The organism is Caldimonas sp. KR1-144, from assembly GCF_049446155.1.
Taxonomy (GTDB): Bacteria; Pseudomonadota; Gammaproteobacteria; order Burkholderiales; family Burkholderiaceae_C; genus Rivibacter.
Window position 1 is genome coordinate 209,870 of sequence record NZ_JBMSEE010000007.1, and the last position, 17,915, is coordinate 227,784.

The window sequence follows — 17,915 nt, forward strand, 5'->3', positions numbered from 1 at the left end:
CGAGGTCAAGAGGGCGCGACTCCAGGGCAAGACGTCACGCTGGGGGGCACGCAGCATTCGGACACCACGGCTGCAGCACTCCGTGGCATCCGTTCGACATTCGCAAGGAAGGAAGTCGCATGCCCAGTCAGAACCACCCCAAGCTTCGTGTGGCCGCCGTCCAGGCTGCGCCAGTCTTCCTCGATATCGACGGCACGGTCGAGAAGACGATTCAGCTGATGAAGCAGGCCGCTAGCGACGGCGTCCGGCTGATTGCCTTTCCGGAGACCTGGATTCCCGGCTACCCCTGGTGGATCTGGCTGACTGCACCGGCAATCGGCATGCAGTTCGTGCAACGCTACAGCGACAACTCACTGGTGGTCGGCAGCAAGGAGTTCGAGCGCATCGCCCAGGCCGCCCGCGAACTGGAGATCTGGGTCTCGATCGGCTTCAGCGAGCGTGCGGGCGGCAGCCTCTACATCGCCCAGGCCCTCTTCGATGACGAGGGCCGCCTGGTCAAGGCGCGCCGCAAGCTCAAGCCGACCCACGTCGAGCGCACCGTGTTCGGCGAAGGTGACGGCAGCGATCTGGCCGTGATGGAAACGCCCATCGGCAATGTCGGCATGCTGGCTTGCTGGGAGCATCTGCAGCCGCTCAGCAAGTACGCGATGTATGCCCAGAACGAGCAGATCCATATCGCCGCGTGGCCAAGCTTCTCGCTCTATCGAGGCGGAGCCTACGCGCTCGGGGCGGAAGTCAACAACGCCGTGAGCCAGGTCTACGCGGCGGAGGGGCAATGCTTCGTGGTGGCTCCCTGCGCAACGGTGTCCAAGCAGATGCACGACATGCTCTGTACCGACGATCTCCAGCGTCAGCTGCTGCTCCAGGGTGGGGGCTTTGCCCGCATCTATGGGCCGGACGGGTCGCCTCTGGGTCGCCCGATCCCCGAGAACGAAGAGGGGATCGTCGTCGCGGACATCGACCTGGGCGTGATTTCGCTTGCCAAGGCAGCGGCCGATCCCGCGGGTCACTACGCGCGCCCCGACGTGACGCGGTTGCTGCTCAACAAGACGCCTGGGGATCGCGTCGTCTCGCATGTTCCGCGCGGCATGGTCGAGGTGCTTCCCGAAACCAATCCGGACGTCGACCCGGCTTCTGCGAACTGAGAGCGCCCTAAGGAGGTTGCCATGGACTCTGCAATTCCCAAGCATCTGCAATGTCTGCGTACGAGGCAGCGACGCGTCCCCGATGACTTCACGCCGCCGTATCCGTCAAGCGTGGCGCGCTTCGCCCCCGGCGTGAAGCGTGTCGTGATGGCCTACTTCGGTGTCCAGCATGCCGAAGGGCACGCTCCCAGCGGTGTCGGTCACGCGCTAGGTTGGCTCACGTCAAGTCTTACGGCCTCGAACGGGCCCGGACACTGGGACCGTGCCCAGCACACGGACGAAGCCGGCTACAAGAACATCGTCAGCATTGCGTACTGGAACGATCCAGCCAAGTTCGACCGGTGGTTTGCCGAGCATGGTGTGAAGTGGGCGGGCGGTGGCGTGGTTCATCCGGGGATCGGCACCTTCACCGAGGTGCTGCGTCCTGCCGCGGAGCGCTTCGAGACGCTGTTCTCGTCCAACGTTCCGGAGGGCGTGGCGGTCGTTTCTGACGGATGGAGCGACCACGTTCTTGAGCACGCGTACTGGGGCGGCATGCGCGATCGCATTCCCCTTTCCCAGACCCATGACATGGCGCCGGTTGGCGAACCGAGCGTCCTAACCACGGGCAAGCACCGGCGTGTGATCCCGCACGAGAACATCTGCCTGATCCGGTCAGGTCAGGACTGGACGGCCACCGAGAGCGAAGAGCGTCGCATGTACATGGAGGACGTCGAACCCGTTCTGCATGCCGGCATGAACTACCTGCGTGACGAGGGCATCAAGGTCGGCTGCTATACGAACCGGTACATGACCGTGGTGGATGCCGACGGTTCTCCCGTCGAGAAGAGCTTCGGCATGAGCTGGTGGCGAAGCCTTGCCGACTTGGAGCGTTGGGCCGAATCGCATCCCACCCACGTGGCCATATTCGGCGCGGCGATGAAGTACCTCGGCACGCTCGGCCCGGCGGCCAAGCTGAAGCTCTACCACGAGGTGACCGTAGCCGCCGCCGATGAGCAGTTCTTCGAGTACTACGACTGTCATCGCCAAACCGGCATGTTGCGCAGCACAGGCTGACCCCGCCGGTCGCCCCCCAACAAGCGCGAACCCGCAGCTCTGGCGCGCGGGTGAGGGTCGTGCGCGCTCAATTGATCAGCAACTCAATCGTGAGGAGGAATTCTGTGAGTACTTGCAGCAACAGACTTGGGCACCTGAGCAAGCTTGCGCTGGCGTGCCTCGGGGTCGCCATGAGTCTCGGTCTTGGCACGGCGGCGCAGGCCCTCGAAGTCACTGCCGGTGACTACGAGATCTACCCGGCGGGCGTCAACATCGGCGTCCTCTATTACCAGCATGCCACTCGTTCGGACCTCTACGCCAACGGCACCAAGGTCTTGGGCAACGCAAAGCTCACAAGCGATATCGGCATTGCCCGATACATCCGGCCGATCGCGCTGAGTGAAACGGCGACGCTTGACATCAACGTGATTCAGCCCTTCGGGCATCTGCACGCCAAGGACGATGTGGCCTTCCTGGGTAGTCGCAGTGGGGCGGCCGATCTCATTCTGGGCGCGCCGGTCAAGTTCCTGATGGACCCGGCGACCCGCGATGCCTTCAGCGTCGGCCCCTACCTCTATCTGCCCACCGGCACCTACGATCGAAACAAGCCCTTGAACCTCGGGGAGAACCGCTGGAAGTTCCTGCTGCAGCTGGCTTACGTGAAGCACTTCAACCCAAACTGGGCGCTTGATGTGGTTGGTGACGTGGAGGTCAATCGCAAGAACGACGATTTCGGTCCCGCCGGCGACACGATGAAGCAGGATCCGCGCAAGGAGATCCAAGCACACCTGCGTTACATGCCCTCGCAGGCGACCGCGTTCTCGGTAGGGGTGGGCCGCTACTGGGTGGCCGACCAGGAAGTCAATGGCGCGACGGTCATGGAGGGAGCGCGCAACACCTATGGCCGACTGACGGTGACCCATTTCCTCGACCAGACCACGCAGTTCCAGGCCCAGCTCGGGCGGGATCTGGCCGTGGACCGTGGTGGATTCAAAGAGAGTGCCCGACTGAACCTGCGCCTCGGCAAAATCTTCTGATCACGCGCGTCCCAGAACGAAAGCGCGGCAGAGGACGTCCGGGCTCATCGCCACAGAACTTTACGTTCAACGCGCGGCCGGGATACAGCCCAGCGTCAACATGCTCCCCGGGTTGCTCACGCGAGCAACCGCGAAAGGAGCTTTTGAATGAACGCGAAGCTGGCAAGAAAGCCCTTGCTCGTCTGGCTGGCCGTCATGGCGACTGGCGCTGCGTCGGTGACGGCGCTGCAGGCGCAGCCCATGGGCGAAGCCCACCGCATGCAGATCGATGGGCCGATGTGGCACCGCGGCGGTCCACGCGTCGACCACATGGTCGATCGCTGGCTGTCCGGGGCATCCAACGTGACGCAGGCTCAGCGCGACGAGGTGCGCAAGATTGCCGAGGCCGCTCGAAGTGATCTGCGCGCGCAGCACGAGACCGGCCGTGCACTGCACGAGCAGATGCGCGACCTGCTCGCCCAGCCATCCATCGACGCCGACGCGATCGAGGCGCTGCGCCAGAAGATGCTCGCGCAGCACGACCAGGCGTCGCGCCGCATGACGCAGGCGATGGTCGACGCCGCGCGCGTGCTGACGCCCGAGCAGCGCGCGCAGGCGGCCGCCAAGGCGAAGGCCCGCCGCGACATGATGGAGCGCCACATGCGCGAGCGACGCCAGCTCGAAACGCCAACCGGCAAGGGCTGAGCATGGCCGCGTTCCCTGACGCGCGCGGCGTATCCTTCGCGGCCTCGGGGGCGCGCTCGCGCGCCTCGCCCGCCACGCCGACCGACCTGCCGATGACGCCCCGCCTGCTGCTGATCGACGACGACGCGCGCCTGTCCGCGATGCTGCGCGACTACCTCTCCCAGGCCGGCTACGCGGTCGAGTGCGCCGAGTCGCTCGCGGCAGGCCGCGAGCGACTGCTGCGCGAGAACTACGACGCGCTCGTGCTCGACCTGATGCTGCCGGACGGCGACGGTCTCGATCTCACGCGCGAACTGCGCGCCAACCCGGCCACGCGCTCGCTGCCTCTGCTGATGCTGACCGCGCGCGGCGAGCCGATGGACCGCATCCTCGGCCTCGAGCTGGGCGCCGATGACTATCTGCCCAAGCCCTTCGAGCCGCGCGAGCTGCTGGCCCGGCTGAAGGCGCTGCTGCGCCGCGCGGCGCCCAGCAGCGACGACGAGGTGCTGCGCTTCGGCCGGCTCGAGATCGACCTCGCGGCGCGCCAGGCGCGCATCGACGCCAAACCCTGCGAGCTCACGAGCTACCAGTTCGACCTGCTCGTCGTGCTGGCGCGCTCGGCCGGCCGCGTGCTGACGCGCGACCAGATCATGGACGCGCTCAAGGGCCACGCGCTGGAGGCCTTCGACCGCTCGATCGACGTCCACGTCTCGCGCATCCGCGCGGCGATCGAGGAAGACGTCAAGACGCCGCGGCGCATCCTGACCGTGCGCGGCGCGGGCTACGTGTTCGCCAAGAAGCAGGACGCCGACGCGGCCTGACGCGCGGCGTCTTCGCGCGAGCTTGCATGCGGACGCTGTACCTGCGCATCTACGCGACCGTGGTCGCGGTGCTGCTGCTGTTCGCGCTGTTCTCCGGCTGGCTGCTGCAGCACAAGCTGGAGCAGGAGCGCGCGCAGTTCCAGCAGGCCTCGAGCGAGCGCCTGCAGGCTTGGGCCGAGCTGCTGCAAGGCGCATTGCCCTCGGCCGACGCGCCGCCCGACGAGCAGGCGCAGGCGCTGCTCGAGTGGTCGCAGCGTCTGCGCTGGCCGCTGGCGCTGGATGACGTGCGCGGCGAGCGCATCGCCACCTCGCCGAGCTTCGAGCGCGCGCAGCGGCTGTGGGCGGAGATCCCGCTCGGCGGCGACGGCGCGCTGCGCGAGCGGCGCGTGCCGGTGCGCCTGGCGCTGAGCGACGGGCGCGTGCTGTGGCTGCTGCGCCCGCCGCTGCGGGGCATGCTGCGCCCGGACGGGCCGCCGCCGGAAGGACCGGGCGGGCGGCCGATGCCGCCGCCCGACGGGCCCTTCGGTGGACCGCCGCGCGCAGGCCCTCCGCCGGACGAGCGGGGCGCCGACGTGGCACTGCGCCTGCGCCTGCCCGAGCCGCCGTGGTTCGCCGGCGGCGCGGGGCTCGCGGTCACGCTGGTGGTGCTGTTCTTCGCGGTGGCCGTCGGCGCCTGGCCGGTGGTGCGCCGCCTGACGCGCCGCCTCGAGGCGCTCAAGCAGGGCGTCGAGGCCTTCGGCGCCGGCGCCTTGCACCAGCGCGTCGACGAGGGCGGGCGCGACGAGGTCGCGGCCGTGGCGCAGAGCTTCAACCGCGCTGCCGAGCGCATCGAGACGCTGCTGCGCGCCAACCAGTCGCTGCTGGCCAATGCCAGCCATGAGCTGCGCTCGCCGCTCGCGCGGCTGAAGATGGCGCTGGCGATGGACGAGCACAGCGAGGATCCCGCGCAGCGCGCGGCGCTGCGCGTCGAGATCGACCGCAACATCGCGGAGCTCGATGCGCTGGTCGAGGAGGTCTTGCTCGCCAGCCGCCTCGACGCGCGGCCCGAGCCGGCGCGAGATCCTGTCGACTTGCTCGGCCTGGCGGTCGAGGAGGGCGCGCGCGTCGGCGCCGACATCGACGCGCAGGCCTCGGCCGCGCCCGACGCCTGGGTCGTGACCGGCGACGAGCGCCTGCTGCGCCGCGCCTTGCGCAACCTGCTCGAGAACGCTCGCCGCTACGGCGGCGCGGCCGCACCGACGGTGGTGCTGTCATTGCGGGCGGGGCAGCTCGTGCTGGCCGTGTGCGACCGCGGCCCGGGTGTGCCGGACAGCGAGCGCGAACGCATCTTCGAGCCGTTCTACCGCCTGGCCGGCCATGCCGAGCGCGCCGGCGGCGTGGGCCTGGGCCTGAGCCTGGTGCGCCAAATCGCGCGCGTGCACGGCGGCGAGGTGCGCTGCCTGGCGCGCGAAGGCGGCGGCAGCTGCTTCGAGATCAGCTTGCCGAGCCGGCGCTGATCCCGCCTCCGGCGGCGGCTTCGAGGCTGGCCGCTGGCGGATGGTCCTCGCCGGTCGCCAGCCGCGCGCGCTCGGCGTAGCGGTTGAAGCGCCAGGCCGTGCCTTCCATCGTGATGCGTCGCCAGGTGACGCGCTTGGCGGCCGGCGTCATCTGTGTCCAGTGCTGCACTTCCGAGAACGTGCGGCCGCAGCCCTTGCAGACCGCGTCGCCCTGGCTCGTCGAACAGATCGCGATGCAGGGCGCGTCGGGCGTCGTGGCGTACCACGCCAGCCACGCCGCCTTGGCCTTGGCGGGCATCGTGTCCTCGTCGCACTCGGGCTCGCGGTAATAGACCATCAGCGCGTAGACCTCGGCCAGCGCGCGCACCTCGGCGCAGGCGCTCACGCCGTCGGGCGACGGTGCGCGCTCGCGCCACCAGTTGATGGCGGACTCGATGTCGGTGATGTGGATGCCGGCCACGGCCGATTCCTCGCGGTCGGGCATTCAGCCCTGCTCGGCGGCGGCCAGCGCGGCCAGCGCGGACTCCACGGCCGCGCGATCGACGCCGTCGCCCAGCGTCGCCGGCGCCACGGCCAGCGCGGCCGCGCCCTCGGCCTTGAGGCGCTTGACCCAGGCGCCGGCCTCGCGGCCTTCGTCGAAGCCCTGGCTTTGCAGCAGCAGTCGGCCGTGCGCGTCGTTGAGCTTGAAGTAGAAGCGGCCGTCGGCCTCGCGGTACTGCTTGAACATCGGCAACGCCGACTTGGACGGTGCGGCGTCGGACTGGCGCTTCGTCGTGCTCGACGCCAGCATCGGCCGCAGGCCGACGGCGTTGCGCAGCTGGGCCAGGAAGGGCTGGGCCACCGCGCGCGCCTTGGCGGCACCGGCCTGCAGGGTCTTCTCGATCTCTTCCGGATGCGCCATCAGCGCGTCGTAGCGCTCGCGCATCGGCGCGATCTGCGACTCGACCAGCTCGAACAGCTGCTGCTTCGCGTCGCCCCAGCCCAGGCCCTCGCGCAGCGCGGCGCGAAAGGCCCGGCGCTGCTCGGCGGTGGCGAAGGCGTCGTACAGCGTGACCAGCGTCGTGCCTTCGGGCTCCTTGGGCTCGCCGGGCAGGCGCGAGTCGGTGACGATGCGCGCGATCGACTCGCGCAGCGCCTTCGCGCCGCCTTCGAACAGCGCGATCGCGTTGTCGTAGCTCTTGGACATCTTGCGCCCGTCCAGGCCCGGCAGCTGCGCGACCTCTTCCTCGATCTCGGCTTGCGGCAGCACGAAGAGATCGTGGCCCTGTCCGAACAGGTGGTTGAAGCGCTGCGCGACATCGCGCGCCATTTCGATGTGCTGCACCTGGTCGCGGCCGACCGGCACGCGGTGCGCGTTGAACAGCAGGATGTCGGCGGCCATCAGGATCGGGTAGCTGTACAGGCCCATCGTGACGCCGGCGTCCGGGTCCTCGCCGGCCGCGACGTTGGCGTCCGTCGCAGCCTTGTAGGCGTGGGCGCGGTTCATCTGGCCCTTGGAGGTCACGCAGGTCAGAAGCCAGGTGAGCTCGGGCGTCTCGGGGATGTCGCTTTGCCGGTAGAAGACCACGCGCTGCGGATCGAGCCCGCAGGCGAGCCAGGTCGCGGCGATCTCCAGTCGCGAGCGCTCGATGCGGTCCGGCTCGTCGCACTTGATCAGCGCGTGATAGTCGGCGAGGAAGAAGAAGCTCTGCACGCCCGCCTCGCGGCTGGCGGCGATCGCGGGGCGGATCGCGCCGACGTAGTTGCCCAGGTGGGGCGTGCCGGTGGTGGTGATGCCGGTGAGGACTCGGACTTTCATGGGCTCTTCGATCAAGGGATCGTTCACAACTTCTCAGGCCTGGGCGCTCAGCACCGCGTTGAGCGACGGGAAGACGGCGCGCATCACATTCAGCGTCGCGCGCATGACCGGCAGCATCCACCAGGTCGCGACGAGCCCGGCGATCACCAGGCCCATCACGATGAAGAAGCCGAAGGGCTCGATGCGCGCGACCACCGCCGCCAGCGGCCGCGGCAGCAGGCCCACCAGGATGCGCCCGCCGTCCAGCGGCGGCACCGGAAACAGGTTGAGCGCGAACATCACCAGGTTGACCAGCACGCCGGCCTTGGCCATCAGCAGGAAGAAGGGCTCGGCCGTGCCGAGCATCAGCTGGGAGGTGCCGAACAGCGCCCAGGCGAAGGCCTGCACGAGGTTGGCGCCGGGGCCGGCCGCGGCCACCCAGACCATGTCGCGCCGCGGATGGCGCAGGCGGCGAAAGTCCACCGGCACCGGCTTGGCGTAGCCGAACACGAACTGACCCGACGTGGCGACGTAGAGCAGCAGCGGCATCGCGATCGTGCCGATCGGGTCGATGTGGCGCAGCGGGTTGGCCGAGATGCGCCCGGCCTCGGCCGCCGTCGTATCGCCGAACATGCGCGCCACGTAGCCGTGCGCGGCTTCGTGCAGCGTGATCGCGAACAGGACGGGCAGCGCATAGACGAGGATCGTGCGCAGAACATCGGACTCCATGGCCCGAGGATTCTAGGCGTCGCCCCTGGCCGGGCCGGCCGTGGGGACGGGCCTACACTGCGCGCCGTCATGAGCGTGCCCGTTCCCTCGTCTTCCCCTTCGTCGGCGCCTCGCCGGCGCATCGCGGTGCTCATCTCCGGCCGCGGCTCCAACCTGATGGCGATCGCCGAAGCCTGCGCGCGCGAGGCCTGGCCGGCCGAGATCGTCGCGGTGATCGCGAGCCGACCCGACGCGGGCGGCCTCGCCTGGGCCGCCGCGCGCGGCCTGCCGACGGTGGCGCTGGACCACCGCCAGTACCCGGACCGCGCGAGCTTCGATGCGGCGCTGGCCGCGGCCGTCGATGCCGCGCGGCCCGACCTCGTCGTGCTGGCGGGCTTCATGCGCATCCTCACCGAGGCCTTCGTGCAGCGCTACGAGGGCCGGCTGGTCAACATCCATCCTTCGCTGCTGCCGGCCTTTCCGGGGCTGCGCACGCACCGTCAGGCGCTGGACGCCGGCGTCAAGCTGGCCGGCGCGACGGTGCACCTGGTCACCGCGCGCCTGGACCACGGGCCGATCGTCGCGCAAGCGGTGGTGCCGGTGCACGCCGGCGACGACGAGGCGGCACTCGCGGCGCGCGTGCTCGAGGCCGAGCACCGGCTCTATCCGATGGCGCTGCGCTGGCTGGTCGAAGGCCGCGTCAGCGTCGACGCCCAGGGCTGCGTGACCCAGCTCGACGGCCAGGCGCAGCTGCTGATCACCTGACGATCAGGACGGGCAGCGTGGTGTGGATCAGCACCCGCTGCGTCTCGCTGCCCAGCAGCAAGGCGCTCATGCCGCGCCGGCCGTGCGAGGCCATCACGATCAGGTCGCAGCCGGTCTGCTTGGCGTGGTCGATGATCGCCTGCCATGGGTGCAGGGCTTCGATCGCCGTCGTGCGGCAGGCGATGCCGGCCGCTTCGCAGGCGCTCGCCACGGCCTTCAACCGCTGCTGCGCGATGCGTTCCTGCGCGTCGTAGTACTCCTGGGGCGCGATCGGCTGTATCTCGCTGACGGCGCTGTAGGGGAACGGATCCTTGGCGGCGAGCGCTTCGATGCTGGCGCCGGTCAGCTTGGCCAGCCCGACGGCGCGGTCGACCGCCTTGACCGTGATGTCGCTGCCGTCGGTCGGAACAAGAATGCGCTGGAACATGGCGTTCTCCTGCTCGAAGAAGGCCATCATGCTCCGTCGTCGCGTGCCACGCCAGCTTGATGCGGCGCAATGCTTCGGCTTGGATCCGCCCGGACCGATCCCTCAGCCGCGGGCCACGGGCCGCGCCGGGTCGGCACTCCATTCGCTCCACGAGCCCGGATAGAGCACGCCCTCGCCGAGCCCGGCCGCGGCCACCGCGAGCAGGTTGTGGCAGGCGGTGACGCCCGAGCCGCAGTGGTGCACGACGGCATCGGCCGCATGGCCCACCAGCAGCGGCGCCCAGGCGGCGCGCAAGGCATCGGCGTCGAGGAAGCGGCCGTCGGCCGCGAGGTTGTCCTTGAACGGCCGGTTGCGGGCGCCGGGGATATGGCCGGCCACCGCGTCCAGCGGCTCGATCTCGCCGCGAAACCGCTCTGCGGCGCGCGCATCGATCAGGCGCAGCTGACCGAGCCGGCGCGCGAGCGCGTCGGCCTCGACCGTGCGCGCGAGCGCAGCCCGCTCGGGATAGGGCGCACGCGGCGCGGGCACTGCGGCGGCGCCCGACACGAGCGCAGCGCCGGACGCGCTCCAGGCCGGCAGGCCGCCGTCGAGCACCAGCACCGGGTCGTGGCCCATCCAGCGCAGCATCCACCAGGCGCGCGCGGCGTACATCGAGCCCTGGCGGTCGTAGGCGACCACGGTCGTGCCCGGCCCGATGCCGAGCCGGCCCAGCGTGGCGGCGAAGGCCTCGGGCGAGGGCAGCGGGTGGCGGCCGCGAAAGCGTCCGTCGGCGCCGGTCTTGGGCCCGCACAGATCGCGGTCCAGGTGCACGTACAGCGCGCCGGGCAGATGCGCGTCGGCGAACTGCCGCTCGCCGGCGTCGGGATCGGTGAGCTCGAAGCTGCAGTCGAGCAGAACGGTTGGCTGGCCTTCGGCCAGGCGCGCGGCGAGCGCGGCGGCGTCGATCAACGGTGACGGGCAGGGCATCTAGGACTCCATGGAGCTGTGTTCGGCGTCGCGCGGCGCCGCGCGGCTGCGCAGCAGCGTCGCGCCGAGGCCGGCGGCGATGATCAGCACCATGCCGGCCACCGCCATCGGCTTGATGGGGTCGTCGAACAGCATGGCGCCGTAGATGAACGAGAACACGATGCCCAGGTACTGCAGGCTGGCGTTGACCAGCGGCCGCCCGCGCGCATAGGCCTTGGTCATCAGCAGCTGCGCGGCGGTGGCCAGCGCGCCGGTGGCCAGCAGCATCAGCACGCCGAACGGCGTGTGGCCGTGAAAGCCGTCCGAGGCGCCGGTGAAGGGCATGCTCAGCAGGCCCGCGACCATGCCGCCGACCGAGAAGTAGAACACCACGCGTTCTTCGGGCTCGCCGGCGCGGCCGAGCGCGGTGACCTGCAGGTAGGCCATGGCCGAGAGCATGCCCGACAGCAGGCCCAGCAGGCCGTGCCAGAGCTGGTCGCGCTCGATCGTCGGGCGCAGTACCAGCGCGACACCGACGAAGCCGACCAACACCGCGGCGATCAGGCGCGGATCGATGCGGTCGCGGCCCATCATGATCGCGCCGCCGATCAGGAACAGCGCCATCCACACCGAGGACATGTAGTTCAGCGTCATCGCGGTGGCCAGCGGCAGGCCGCCGATCGAATAGAACCACAGCGACAGCGCCGTGACGCCCGACAGGCTGCGCCAGAAGTGCATGCCCGGCACCCGGGTGCGCAGCGTGCCGCCGCGCGCACGCGTGAGCACGGCCATCGTCAAGGCGCCGACCAGGCCGCGGTAGAACACGATCTCGCCGGTCGCGTACAGCGCGGATGCGAACTTGACGCACACACCCATCGTGGCGAACAGCAGTGTGGCGAGGACGAGCAGCAGCGGTGCAGGCATCGGGCGATGCTAACCAAGGGCAGCAAAGAAAACGGCCGCCTCGAAGGCGGCCGTCCGGGGCGCTCGGGATCAGAGCGCGGCGCCCATCTTGCGCCGATACCACTCGTGGAAGTGCTGCATTCCGTCTTCCATCGGGCTCTGGTAGGGGCCGGCGTCGTCGTCGCCGCGTTTCATCAGCGCCTCGCGGCCGGCGTCCATGCGCAGCGCGATCTCGTCGTCCTCGATGCAGGTCTCCATGTAGGCGGCCTGCTGCGCCTCGACGAACTCGCGCTCGAACGCGGCGATCTCCTCGGGGTAGAAGAACTCGACCACATTTAGCGTCTTGCGCGGCCCCTGGGGGTGCAGCGTCGAGACCACCAGCACGTGCGGGTACCACTCCACCATCGTCAGCGGGTAGTACGTGAGCCAGATCGCGCCGTGCTTGGGTGCCACGCCCTCGCGGTAGTTCAGCAGCACGTCGTGCCACTGGCGGTAGATGTCGGAACCCGGCTTGCCGAGCGCCTGCCCGCCATGCTTGGCGACGCCCACCGTCTGCACCGAGTGCTCGGGGCCCCATTCCCAGCGCAGGTCTTCGCAGGTGACGAAGTTGCCCAGGCCCGGGTGGAAGGGGCCGACGTGGTAGTCCTCGAGGTAGACCTCGATGAAGGTCTTCCAGTTGTAGTCGCACTGGTGCAGCTGCACCTTGTCGAGCACGTAGCCGCTGAAGTCGAGGTCGGCCTTCGGCCCCAGGCCGGCGAGGTCGGTCGCGACATCGGGGGCGCCCTCGCCGCCTTCGAACAGCAGGCCGTTCCACTCCTGCACCGGAAAGCGCTTCAGGTGCAGGCAGGGATCCTCGGCGAAATGCGGCGCGCCGAGCAGCTCGCCTTGGGGCGAGTAGGTCCAGCGGTGCAGCGGGCAGACGATGTTGGCGCCGGTGTGGCCGCGCCCGCGCAGCATGACGGCCTGGCGGTGGCGGCACACGTTGGACAGCAGCTCGATGCCCGAGGCGCTGCGCACCAGCGCGCGGCCCTCTCCTTCCTGGGGCAGGGCGTAGTGGTCGCCGACCTCGGGCAGCGCGAGCGCGTGCCCGAGGTAGCGGGGCCCGGGCCTGATGAGCACCTCCTGCTCGCGGCGATACAGATCCGCATCGAAGTAACTGGCCACGCCGAGTTGCGTGCGTGGGCGAGCCAATGCCTGGGAGGTGATGCTCAGGTCGGACATGATCCCCGAAATCTCCAGCAGAAACCGAAGAAAGGCCGCCTCCCGCCGTACGTCTTGCGATTCGCGGCGCGGCCGGGGTAGACCATGCGCCGCCGCCGTGCGGGAAGGGAACTGCCCGTCGAGCGACGGGGACGCGAATTGTACCGAGGCCTCCGTCATCCTGGGGTTGGCAGGACCGAGGGCCCACGGTCCAATCGCCCCCCTCGTTGCATGCCGACACGCTCCTCACGAGGGCCGCGGCCGGAGCTGTCGGTCGGCTGACTACAATTCCAAGGTTTCTCGAACAATTCCATGGCGCTCGCTCCCACGTCCCCCCAGCCAGCGGCGAATGAACCCGCCAGCTACGAGACCGCGCTCGCGGAGCTCGAATCCCTGGTGTCCGCGATGGAAGAAGGGCAAATGCCGCTCGATCGCCTGCTCGACAGTTATCGACGCGGCGCCGAACTGCTGGGTTACTGCCGCTCGCGCCTCGAGGCGGTCGAACAGCAGGTGAAGGTCGTCGAGGACGGGCAGCTCAAGCCGTGGACGGACGCATGAGGCGCGACCACGATTTCGATGTCTGGATGTCCCGGCAGCTGGCGAGCGTCGAGGCGGCGCTGGGCCGCTGGGTGCCCGAGGAGGCGCCGGCCGGCCTGAGCGAAGCCATGCGCTACGGCGTGCTCGACGGCGGCAAGCGCCTGCGCCCGCTGCTCGTGCTGGCCGCCGCCGAGGCCGCCGGCGCGCGCGACAGCGACGCCGCGATGCGCGCGGCCTGCGCGGTCGAGCTGATCCACGCCTATTCGCTGATCCACGATGACATGCCCTGCATGGACAACGACGTGCTTCGCCGCGGCAAGCCCACGGTTCACGTCAAGTTCGGCGAGGCGCTGGCAATGCTCGCCGGCGACGCGATGCAGGCCCTGGCCTTCGAAGTCCTTACCCCCACCGACGGCAGCATCGAGCCGGCGCTGCAGGCGCGGCTGGTCGCCCTGCTGGCGCGCGCGGCGGGCCAGCACGGCATGGCCGGCGGCCAGGCGATCGACCTCGCCAGCGTCGGCCAGCCGCTCGACGAATCGGCGCTGGCCGACATGCACCGCCGCAAGACCGGCGCGCTGCTGCAGGCCAGCGTGGTGATGGGCGCGGCCTGCGGGCGCCTCGACGCTGCCGCGGCCCGGGCCCTGGCCGACTACGGCGCCGCGATCGGCCTGGCGTTCCAGGTCGTCGACGACATCCTCGACGCTACGCAAGGCTCAGACACGCTGGGCAAGACCGCCGGCAAGGACGCCGGCAACAACAAGCCCACCTACGTCACGGTGCTGGGCCTGGCCGCAGCGCGCGAGCATGCGCGCGCGCTGCATGCGCGGGCCCAGCAGGCGCTCGCGCGCAGCGGCCTGACCGACGCGGCCTGGCTGAGCCTGTTGGCCGATCGCGTCGTCGAGCGCGACAGCTGACGCATTCAACAAGAAGCCCCATGAGCGCCAAATACCCGCTGCTCTCGCGCATCGACTCGCCGGCCGACCTGCGCCAGCTCGCCCGCGGCGACCTGAAGCAGCTGGCCACCGAACTGCGCGACTACCTGCTGCAAAGCGTCGCCCAGACCGGCGGCCATCTCTCGAGCAACCTCGGCACGGTGGAGCTCACGATCGCGCTGCACTACGTGTTCGATACGCCGCGCGATCGCCTCGTCTGGGACGTGGGCCACCAGACCTATCCGCACAAGATCCTCACCGGCCGGCGCGACCGCATGGCCACGCTGCGCCAGCTCGGCGGCATCAGCGGCTTCCCGCGCCGCGACGAGAGCGAGTACGACACCTTCGGCACGGCGCACAGTTCCACCTCGATCTCGGCCGCGCTGGGCATGGCGCTGGCCTCGCAGATCAAGGGCGAGTCGCGCAAGGCCGTGGCCATCATCGGCGACGGCGCGATGACCGCCGGCATGGCCTTCGAGGCGCTCAACAACGGCGGCATGCCGCACGCCGGCAAGGTGCCCGACATCCTCGTCGTGCTCAACGACAACGACATGTCGATCAGCCCGCCGGTCGGCGCGCTGAACAAGTACCTCGCGCGGCTGATGAGCGGCAAGTTCTACGCCGCCGCGCGCGAAGGCGCCAAGGGCCTGCTGAAGAACGCGCCGCCGCTGTTCGAGCTGGCGCGCCGCTTCGAGGAGCATGCCAAGGGCATGGTCGTGCCTGGCACGATCTTCGAGGAGTTCGGCTTCAACTACGTCGGCCCGATCGACGGCCATGACCTCGACGCGCTGATCCCCACGCTGGAGAACCTGCGCGACAAGCCGGGCGCGCAGTTCCTGCACGTGGTCACGAAGAAGGGCCAGGGCTACAAGCTGGCCGAGGCCGATCCGATCGCCTACCACGGCCCGGGGAAGTTCAATCCGGCCGAGGGCCTGAAGAAGCCGGCCACCCCGCCCAAGCCGACCTTCACGCAAGTGTTCGGTCAATGGCTGTGCGACATGGCCGCCAAGGACTCGCGCCTGGTCGCGATCACGCCCGCCATGCGCGAAGGCTCGGGCATGGTCGAGTTCGAGAAGCGCTTCCCCGGCCGCTACTTCGACGTCGGCATCGCCGAGCAGCACGCGGTGACCTTCGCCGCCGGGCTGGCCTGCGAAGGGCTCAAGCCGGTCGTCGCGATCTACAGCACCTTCTTGCAGCGCGCCTACGACCAGCTGATCCACGACGTCGCGATCCAGAACCTGCCGATGGTGCTGGCGCTCGACCGCGCCGGCGTCGTCGGCGCCGACGGCGCGACGCACATGGGCGCCTTCGACATCGCCTACCTGCGCTGCATCCCCCACTGCAGCATCGTCGCGCCGGCCGACGAGGCCGAATGCCGCCAGGCCCTGACCGCGGCCTACGAGCAGGACCACCCGGTCGCGGTGCGCTATCCGCGCGGCGCCGGCGTCGGCACCGCGATGGCGGGCGACCTGCAGCCGCTGCCCTGGGGCCGCGGGGAGATCCGCCGCGAGATCAAGAAGCCGCTGCCTGGCCAGCGCGTCGCGATCCTCGCCTTCGGCACCCTGCTGTACCCGGCGCTCGAAGCCGCCGAGCGGCTCGACGCCACGGTGGCCAACATGCGCTTCGTGAAGCCGCTGGACACCGAGCTGCTGCAAGACATCGCGCGCCGCCACGACGCCATCGTCACGGTGGAAGAAGGCTGCGTCACCGGCGGCGCGGGCAGCGCCGTGATGGAGACGCTGCAGGCGGCCGGCGTCACACTGCCGGTGCTGGCGCTGGGCCTGCCGGACGAGTTCATCGAGCATGGCGATCCGGCCAAGCTGCTGTCGCTGATGGGCCTGGACGCCGCCGGCATCGAGCGCTCGGTGCGCGAGCGCTTCGTCGACCGCGCCGGCCGGCTGGAACTGGTGCGCGCCGCGAGCAACGGCTAAGGCCGCGATAGCGGCGCGAGCCCTTGCTCGCCCGCGGGTCGGGCCTCATCTGTCATGCTCGCGACTCGCCGCCGGGAGCGGCCGCGCCGACAATCAAGACTGCGATGAACGACCTGACCCATCCCACTACCGGGCTGCTGCACATCCCCGATACGCAAAGCGAGCGCGACGAGCGTCACCTCGCGATCCAGCGCGTCGGCGTGCGCGAGCTGCGCTACCCGATCAACCTGCGCATCGACGGGCAGGTGGTCGGCACCGTGGGCAGCTGGAGCCTGGACGTCGCGCTGCCGGCCGAGCAGAAGGGCACGCACATGTCGCGCTTCGTGGCCTGGCTCGACGCGCTGTCGCAGCGCGGCGCCGCCTTCGACCTCGCGACGCTGCGCGAGAGCTTCGACGCCATGCTCGACAAGCTGCACGCCACCGAAGGCCGCGTCGAGGCGCGCTTTCCGTTCTTCCTGCGCAAGCACGCGCCGGTCTCCGGCGTCTCCAGCCTGCTCGACTACCAAGGCGCCTGGATCGCCGAGCGCCGCGCCGGCGTCACCACGATCTGGTGCGAGGTGCTGGTGCCCGTGAAGAGCCTGTGCCCGTGCTCGAAGGAGATCTCCGACTACGGCGCGCACAACCAGCGCTCGCACGTGACGATCCGCGCCGAACTGAAGGCCGAGATCGGCTTCGCCGAGCTGGTGAAGATCGCCGAGGGTGCGGCCTCCAGCGAGATCTGGGGCCTGCTCAAGCGCCCGGACGAGAAGTGGATCACCGAGCGCGCCTACGAGAACCCGAAGTTCGTCGAGGACCTGGTGCGCGACGTCGCGCTGGGGCTCAATGCGGAGCCGCGCGTCGGGCGCTATCGCGCGACCGTCGAGAACTTCGAGTCGATTCACAACCACAGCGCGTTCGCGGTGATCGAGCGCTGAGGCACGAGGGTCAGTCGAGCATCAGGATCGGCCAGCTGTGCGCGACCGCATGCTCGCGCAGCCTCACGTCAGGCCTCACCGCAACCGGATCGCTGACCGCCTCCATCAGCGCCACGTCGTTGATCGAGTCGCTGTAGAACCAGCTGCGCTGCAGCGCGGCCCACGTGAGACCGCGCAAGGCCAGCCAGCGCTCGACATGGGCGCGCTTGCGTTCGCGAAAGCACGGCTCGCCCGCGATCGCGCCGCTCCAGCGTCCTTGTTCGTCGATGGCCGGTTCGCTGGCCAGCACCTCGTCGATGCCGAACAGCGGCGCGACGGCCTGGGCGATCGGCCGCGTCGTCGCGGTGAGCAGCACGCACAGATCGCCTTCGTCGAGGTGCCTGCGCACCAGCGCCCGCGCCGCCTGCGGCACGCGCGCGGCCAGTGCCTCGCGAAAGCCGGCCAGCTCCGCGTCGACGCGCTCGCGCGGGAGCGCGGCCAGCGGCGCGACCAGTTGCCGGTGCAGCGCATGGATATCGAGCGCGCCGGCCACGTGACGCTGGCAGGCGGCGAGGTAGTCCTCGGCATAGCCCGGCCCGAGCAGGCCCTGCGCGATCGCGTGGTGCGTCCACGCCATGCCGCTGTCGAAGGGCAGCAGCGTGTGGTCGAGGTCGAACAGCGCCAGTCGCATGGCGCGGCG

Annotated in this window: 19 protein-coding genes; 11 read left to right on the top strand and 8 right to left on the bottom strand. The window is 69.9% G+C overall.

Features of this window, described 5'->3' with window-relative positions; translation table 11 throughout:
• The first annotated feature begins 119 nt into the window (after positions 1-119).
• The 6 genes from ACO2TI_RS17255 (at position 120) to ACO2TI_RS17280 (ending at position 6,197) form a co-directional block, all read left to right on the top strand.
• Entirely contained in the window at positions 120-1,145 is a 1,026-nt protein-coding gene (locus ACO2TI_RS17255) for a carbon-nitrogen hydrolase family protein (RefSeq protein WP_423286208.1), read from the top strand.
• A gap of 21 nt (positions 1,146-1,166) precedes the next feature.
• The gene (locus ACO2TI_RS17260) at positions 1,167-2,201 is read left to right on the top strand and encodes a phenylacetaldoxime dehydratase family protein (protein WP_423286210.1); all 1,035 of its coding nucleotides are present in this window, start codon (positions 1,167-1,169) and stop codon (positions 2,199-2,201) included.
• Between the two features lie 170 nt (positions 2,202-2,371).
• Positions 2,372-3,217 carry a transporter gene (locus ACO2TI_RS17265; protein WP_423286212.1) on the top strand — a complete coding sequence of 282 codons (846 nt, stop codon included), beginning with the start codon at positions 2,372-2,374 and terminating at the stop codon, positions 3,215-3,217.
• Between the two features lie 147 nt (positions 3,218-3,364).
• Entirely contained in the window at positions 3,365-3,901 is a 537-nt protein-coding gene (locus tag ACO2TI_RS17270; protein ID WP_423286214.1) for a Spy/CpxP family protein refolding chaperone, read from the top strand.
• 92 nt (positions 3,902-3,993) lie between these two features.
• On the top strand, positions 3,994-4,701 hold the full coding sequence (locus ACO2TI_RS17275) for a response regulator (RefSeq protein ID WP_423286392.1): 708 nt from the start codon (positions 3,994-3,996) through the stop codon (positions 4,699-4,701).
• A gap of 26 nt (positions 4,702-4,727) precedes the next feature.
• Positions 4,728-6,197 (top strand): HAMP domain-containing sensor histidine kinase, encoded by a 1,470-nt coding sequence (locus tag ACO2TI_RS17280; RefSeq protein ID WP_423286217.1) that lies wholly within the window; start codon positions 4,728-4,730, stop codon positions 6,195-6,197.
• Here the strand turns inward: ACO2TI_RS17280 and ACO2TI_RS17285 are convergent.
• From ACO2TI_RS17285 to ACO2TI_RS17295, 3 genes are read right to left on the bottom strand one after another with little or no spacing between them, the layout of a single operon-like run.
• On the bottom strand, positions 6,175-6,657 hold the full coding sequence (locus tag ACO2TI_RS17285) for a DUF3717 domain-containing protein (RefSeq protein WP_423286394.1): 483 nt from the start codon (positions 6,655-6,657) through the stop codon (positions 6,175-6,177). The genes ACO2TI_RS17280 and ACO2TI_RS17285 overlap by 23 nt on opposite strands.
• Positions 6,658-6,681: 24 nt before the next feature.
• Positions 6,682-7,995, bottom strand: a complete 1,314-nt coding sequence (locus ACO2TI_RS17290; protein ID WP_423286219.1) for a tryptophan--tRNA ligase — start codon at positions 7,993-7,995, stop codon at positions 6,682-6,684.
• 33 nt (positions 7,996-8,028) lie between these two features.
• Positions 8,029-8,703 carry a site-2 protease family protein gene (locus tag ACO2TI_RS17295; protein ID WP_423286221.1) on the bottom strand — a complete coding sequence of 225 codons (675 nt, stop codon included), beginning with the start codon at positions 8,701-8,703 and terminating at the stop codon, positions 8,029-8,031.
• A 69-nt stretch (positions 8,704-8,772) separates the two neighbouring features.
• Here ACO2TI_RS17295 and purN point away from each other — a divergent pair, with 69 nt between their 5' ends.
• Positions 8,773-9,447 carry a phosphoribosylglycinamide formyltransferase gene (purN, locus tag ACO2TI_RS17300; protein ID WP_423286223.1) on the top strand — a complete coding sequence of 225 codons (675 nt, stop codon included), beginning with the start codon at positions 8,773-8,775 and terminating at the stop codon, positions 9,445-9,447.
• On the opposite strand, the gene ACO2TI_RS17305 is transcribed toward purN, so the two are convergent.
• The 4 genes from ACO2TI_RS17305 to ACO2TI_RS17320 all read right to left on the bottom strand — a co-directional run bounded on the left by ACO2TI_RS17305 (position 9,440) and on the right by ACO2TI_RS17320 (position 12,943).
• Positions 9,440-9,874, bottom strand: a complete 435-nt coding sequence (locus ACO2TI_RS17305) for a universal stress protein (RefSeq protein ID WP_423286397.1) — start codon at positions 9,872-9,874, stop codon at positions 9,440-9,442. The two genes, purN and ACO2TI_RS17305, sit on opposite strands and share 8 nt — an antisense overlap.
• Positions 9,875-9,976: 102 nt before the next feature.
• Positions 9,977-10,840, bottom strand: a complete 864-nt coding sequence (locus ACO2TI_RS17310; RefSeq protein ID WP_423286225.1) for a sulfurtransferase — start codon at positions 10,838-10,840, stop codon at positions 9,977-9,979.
• Positions 10,841-11,743, bottom strand: coding sequence for a DMT family transporter (locus tag ACO2TI_RS17315; protein ID WP_423286227.1), 903 nt, complete (start codon positions 11,741-11,743; stop codon positions 10,841-10,843).
• 69 nt (positions 11,744-11,812) lie between these two features.
• Positions 11,813-12,943 carry an aromatic ring-hydroxylating oxygenase subunit alpha gene (locus ACO2TI_RS17320; RefSeq protein WP_423286230.1) on the bottom strand — a complete coding sequence of 377 codons (1,131 nt, stop codon included), beginning with the start codon at positions 12,941-12,943 and terminating at the stop codon, positions 11,813-11,815.
• 291 nt (positions 12,944-13,234) lie between these two features.
• Here ACO2TI_RS17320 and ACO2TI_RS17325 point away from each other — a divergent pair, with 291 nt between their 5' ends.
• From ACO2TI_RS17325 to folE2, 4 genes are all read left to right on the top strand, one after another.
• Entirely contained in the window at positions 13,235-13,480 is a 246-nt protein-coding gene (locus ACO2TI_RS17325; RefSeq protein WP_423286232.1) for an exodeoxyribonuclease VII small subunit, read from the top strand.
• Complete coding sequence (locus tag ACO2TI_RS17330; RefSeq protein ID WP_423286235.1) at positions 13,477-14,373, top strand: polyprenyl synthetase family protein; 897 nt, start codon at positions 13,477-13,479, stop codon at positions 14,371-14,373. The genes ACO2TI_RS17325 and ACO2TI_RS17330 overlap by 4 nt, the downstream gene beginning before the upstream one ends.
• Positions 14,374-14,393: 20 nt before the next feature.
• Positions 14,394-16,322, top strand: a complete 1,929-nt coding sequence (gene dxs / locus ACO2TI_RS17335; RefSeq protein ID WP_423286237.1) for a 1-deoxy-D-xylulose-5-phosphate synthase — start codon at positions 14,394-14,396, stop codon at positions 16,320-16,322.
• Between the two features lie 104 nt (positions 16,323-16,426).
• Positions 16,427-17,236, top strand: coding sequence for a GTP cyclohydrolase FolE2 (gene folE2, locus ACO2TI_RS17340; protein ID WP_423286239.1), 810 nt, complete (start codon positions 16,427-16,429; stop codon positions 17,234-17,236).
• Between the two features lie 10 nt (positions 17,237-17,246).
• On the opposite strand, the gene ACO2TI_RS17345 is transcribed toward folE2, so the two are convergent.
• Positions 17,247-17,906, bottom strand: a complete 660-nt coding sequence (locus ACO2TI_RS17345) for an HAD family hydrolase (RefSeq protein ID WP_423286242.1) — start codon at positions 17,904-17,906, stop codon at positions 17,247-17,249.
• Positions 17,907-17,915 lie beyond the last annotated feature (9 nt).

Coding starts and splice junctions, on each gene's coding strand:
- ACO2TI_RS17265 (WP_423286212.1), top strand. CDS start 2,372: ATGAGTCTCGGTCTTGGCACGGCGGCGCAGGCCCTCGAAGTCACTGCC.
- ACO2TI_RS17305 (WP_423286397.1), bottom strand. CDS start 9,874: ATGTTCCAGCGCATTCTTGTTCCGACCGACGGCAGCGACATCACGGTC.
- dxs (WP_423286237.1), top strand. CDS start 14,394: ATGAGCGCCAAATACCCGCTGCTCTCGCGCATCGACTCGCCGGCCGAC.
- ACO2TI_RS17295 (WP_423286221.1), bottom strand. CDS start 8,703: ATGGAGTCCGATGTTCTGCGCACGATCCTCGTCTATGCGCTGCCCGTC.
- ACO2TI_RS17290 (WP_423286219.1), bottom strand. CDS start 7,995: ATGAAAGTCCGAGTCCTCACCGGCATCACCACCACCGGCACGCCCCAC.
- ACO2TI_RS17325 (WP_423286232.1), top strand. CDS start 13,235: ATGGCGCTCGCTCCCACGTCCCCCCAGCCAGCGGCGAATGAACCCGCC.
- ACO2TI_RS17320 (WP_423286230.1), bottom strand. CDS start 12,943: ATGTCCGACCTGAGCATCACCTCCCAGGCATTGGCTCGCCCACGCACG.
- ACO2TI_RS17315 (WP_423286227.1), bottom strand. CDS start 11,743: ATGCCTGCACCGCTGCTGCTCGTCCTCGCCACACTGCTGTTCGCCACG.
- ACO2TI_RS17310 (WP_423286225.1), bottom strand. CDS start 10,840: ATGCCCTGCCCGTCACCGTTGATCGACGCCGCCGCGCTCGCCGCGCGC.
- folE2 (WP_423286239.1), top strand. CDS start 16,427: ATGAACGACCTGACCCATCCCACTACCGGGCTGCTGCACATCCCCGAT.
- purN (WP_423286223.1), top strand. CDS start 8,773: ATGAGCGTGCCCGTTCCCTCGTCTTCCCCTTCGTCGGCGCCTCGCCGG.
- ACO2TI_RS17255 (WP_423286208.1), top strand. CDS start 120: ATGCCCAGTCAGAACCACCCCAAGCTTCGTGTGGCCGCCGTCCAGGCT.
- ACO2TI_RS17330 (WP_423286235.1), top strand. CDS start 13,477: ATGAGGCGCGACCACGATTTCGATGTCTGGATGTCCCGGCAGCTGGCG.
- ACO2TI_RS17260 (WP_423286210.1), top strand. CDS start 1,167: ATGGACTCTGCAATTCCCAAGCATCTGCAATGTCTGCGTACGAGGCAG.
- ACO2TI_RS17270 (WP_423286214.1), top strand. CDS start 3,365: ATGAACGCGAAGCTGGCAAGAAAGCCCTTGCTCGTCTGGCTGGCCGTC.
- ACO2TI_RS17280 (WP_423286217.1), top strand. CDS start 4,728: ATGCGGACGCTGTACCTGCGCATCTACGCGACCGTGGTCGCGGTGCTG.
- ACO2TI_RS17275 (WP_423286392.1), top strand. CDS start 3,994: ATGACGCCCCGCCTGCTGCTGATCGACGACGACGCGCGCCTGTCCGCG.
- ACO2TI_RS17345 (WP_423286242.1), bottom strand. CDS start 17,906: ATGCGACTGGCGCTGTTCGACCTCGACCACACGCTGCTGCCCTTCGAC.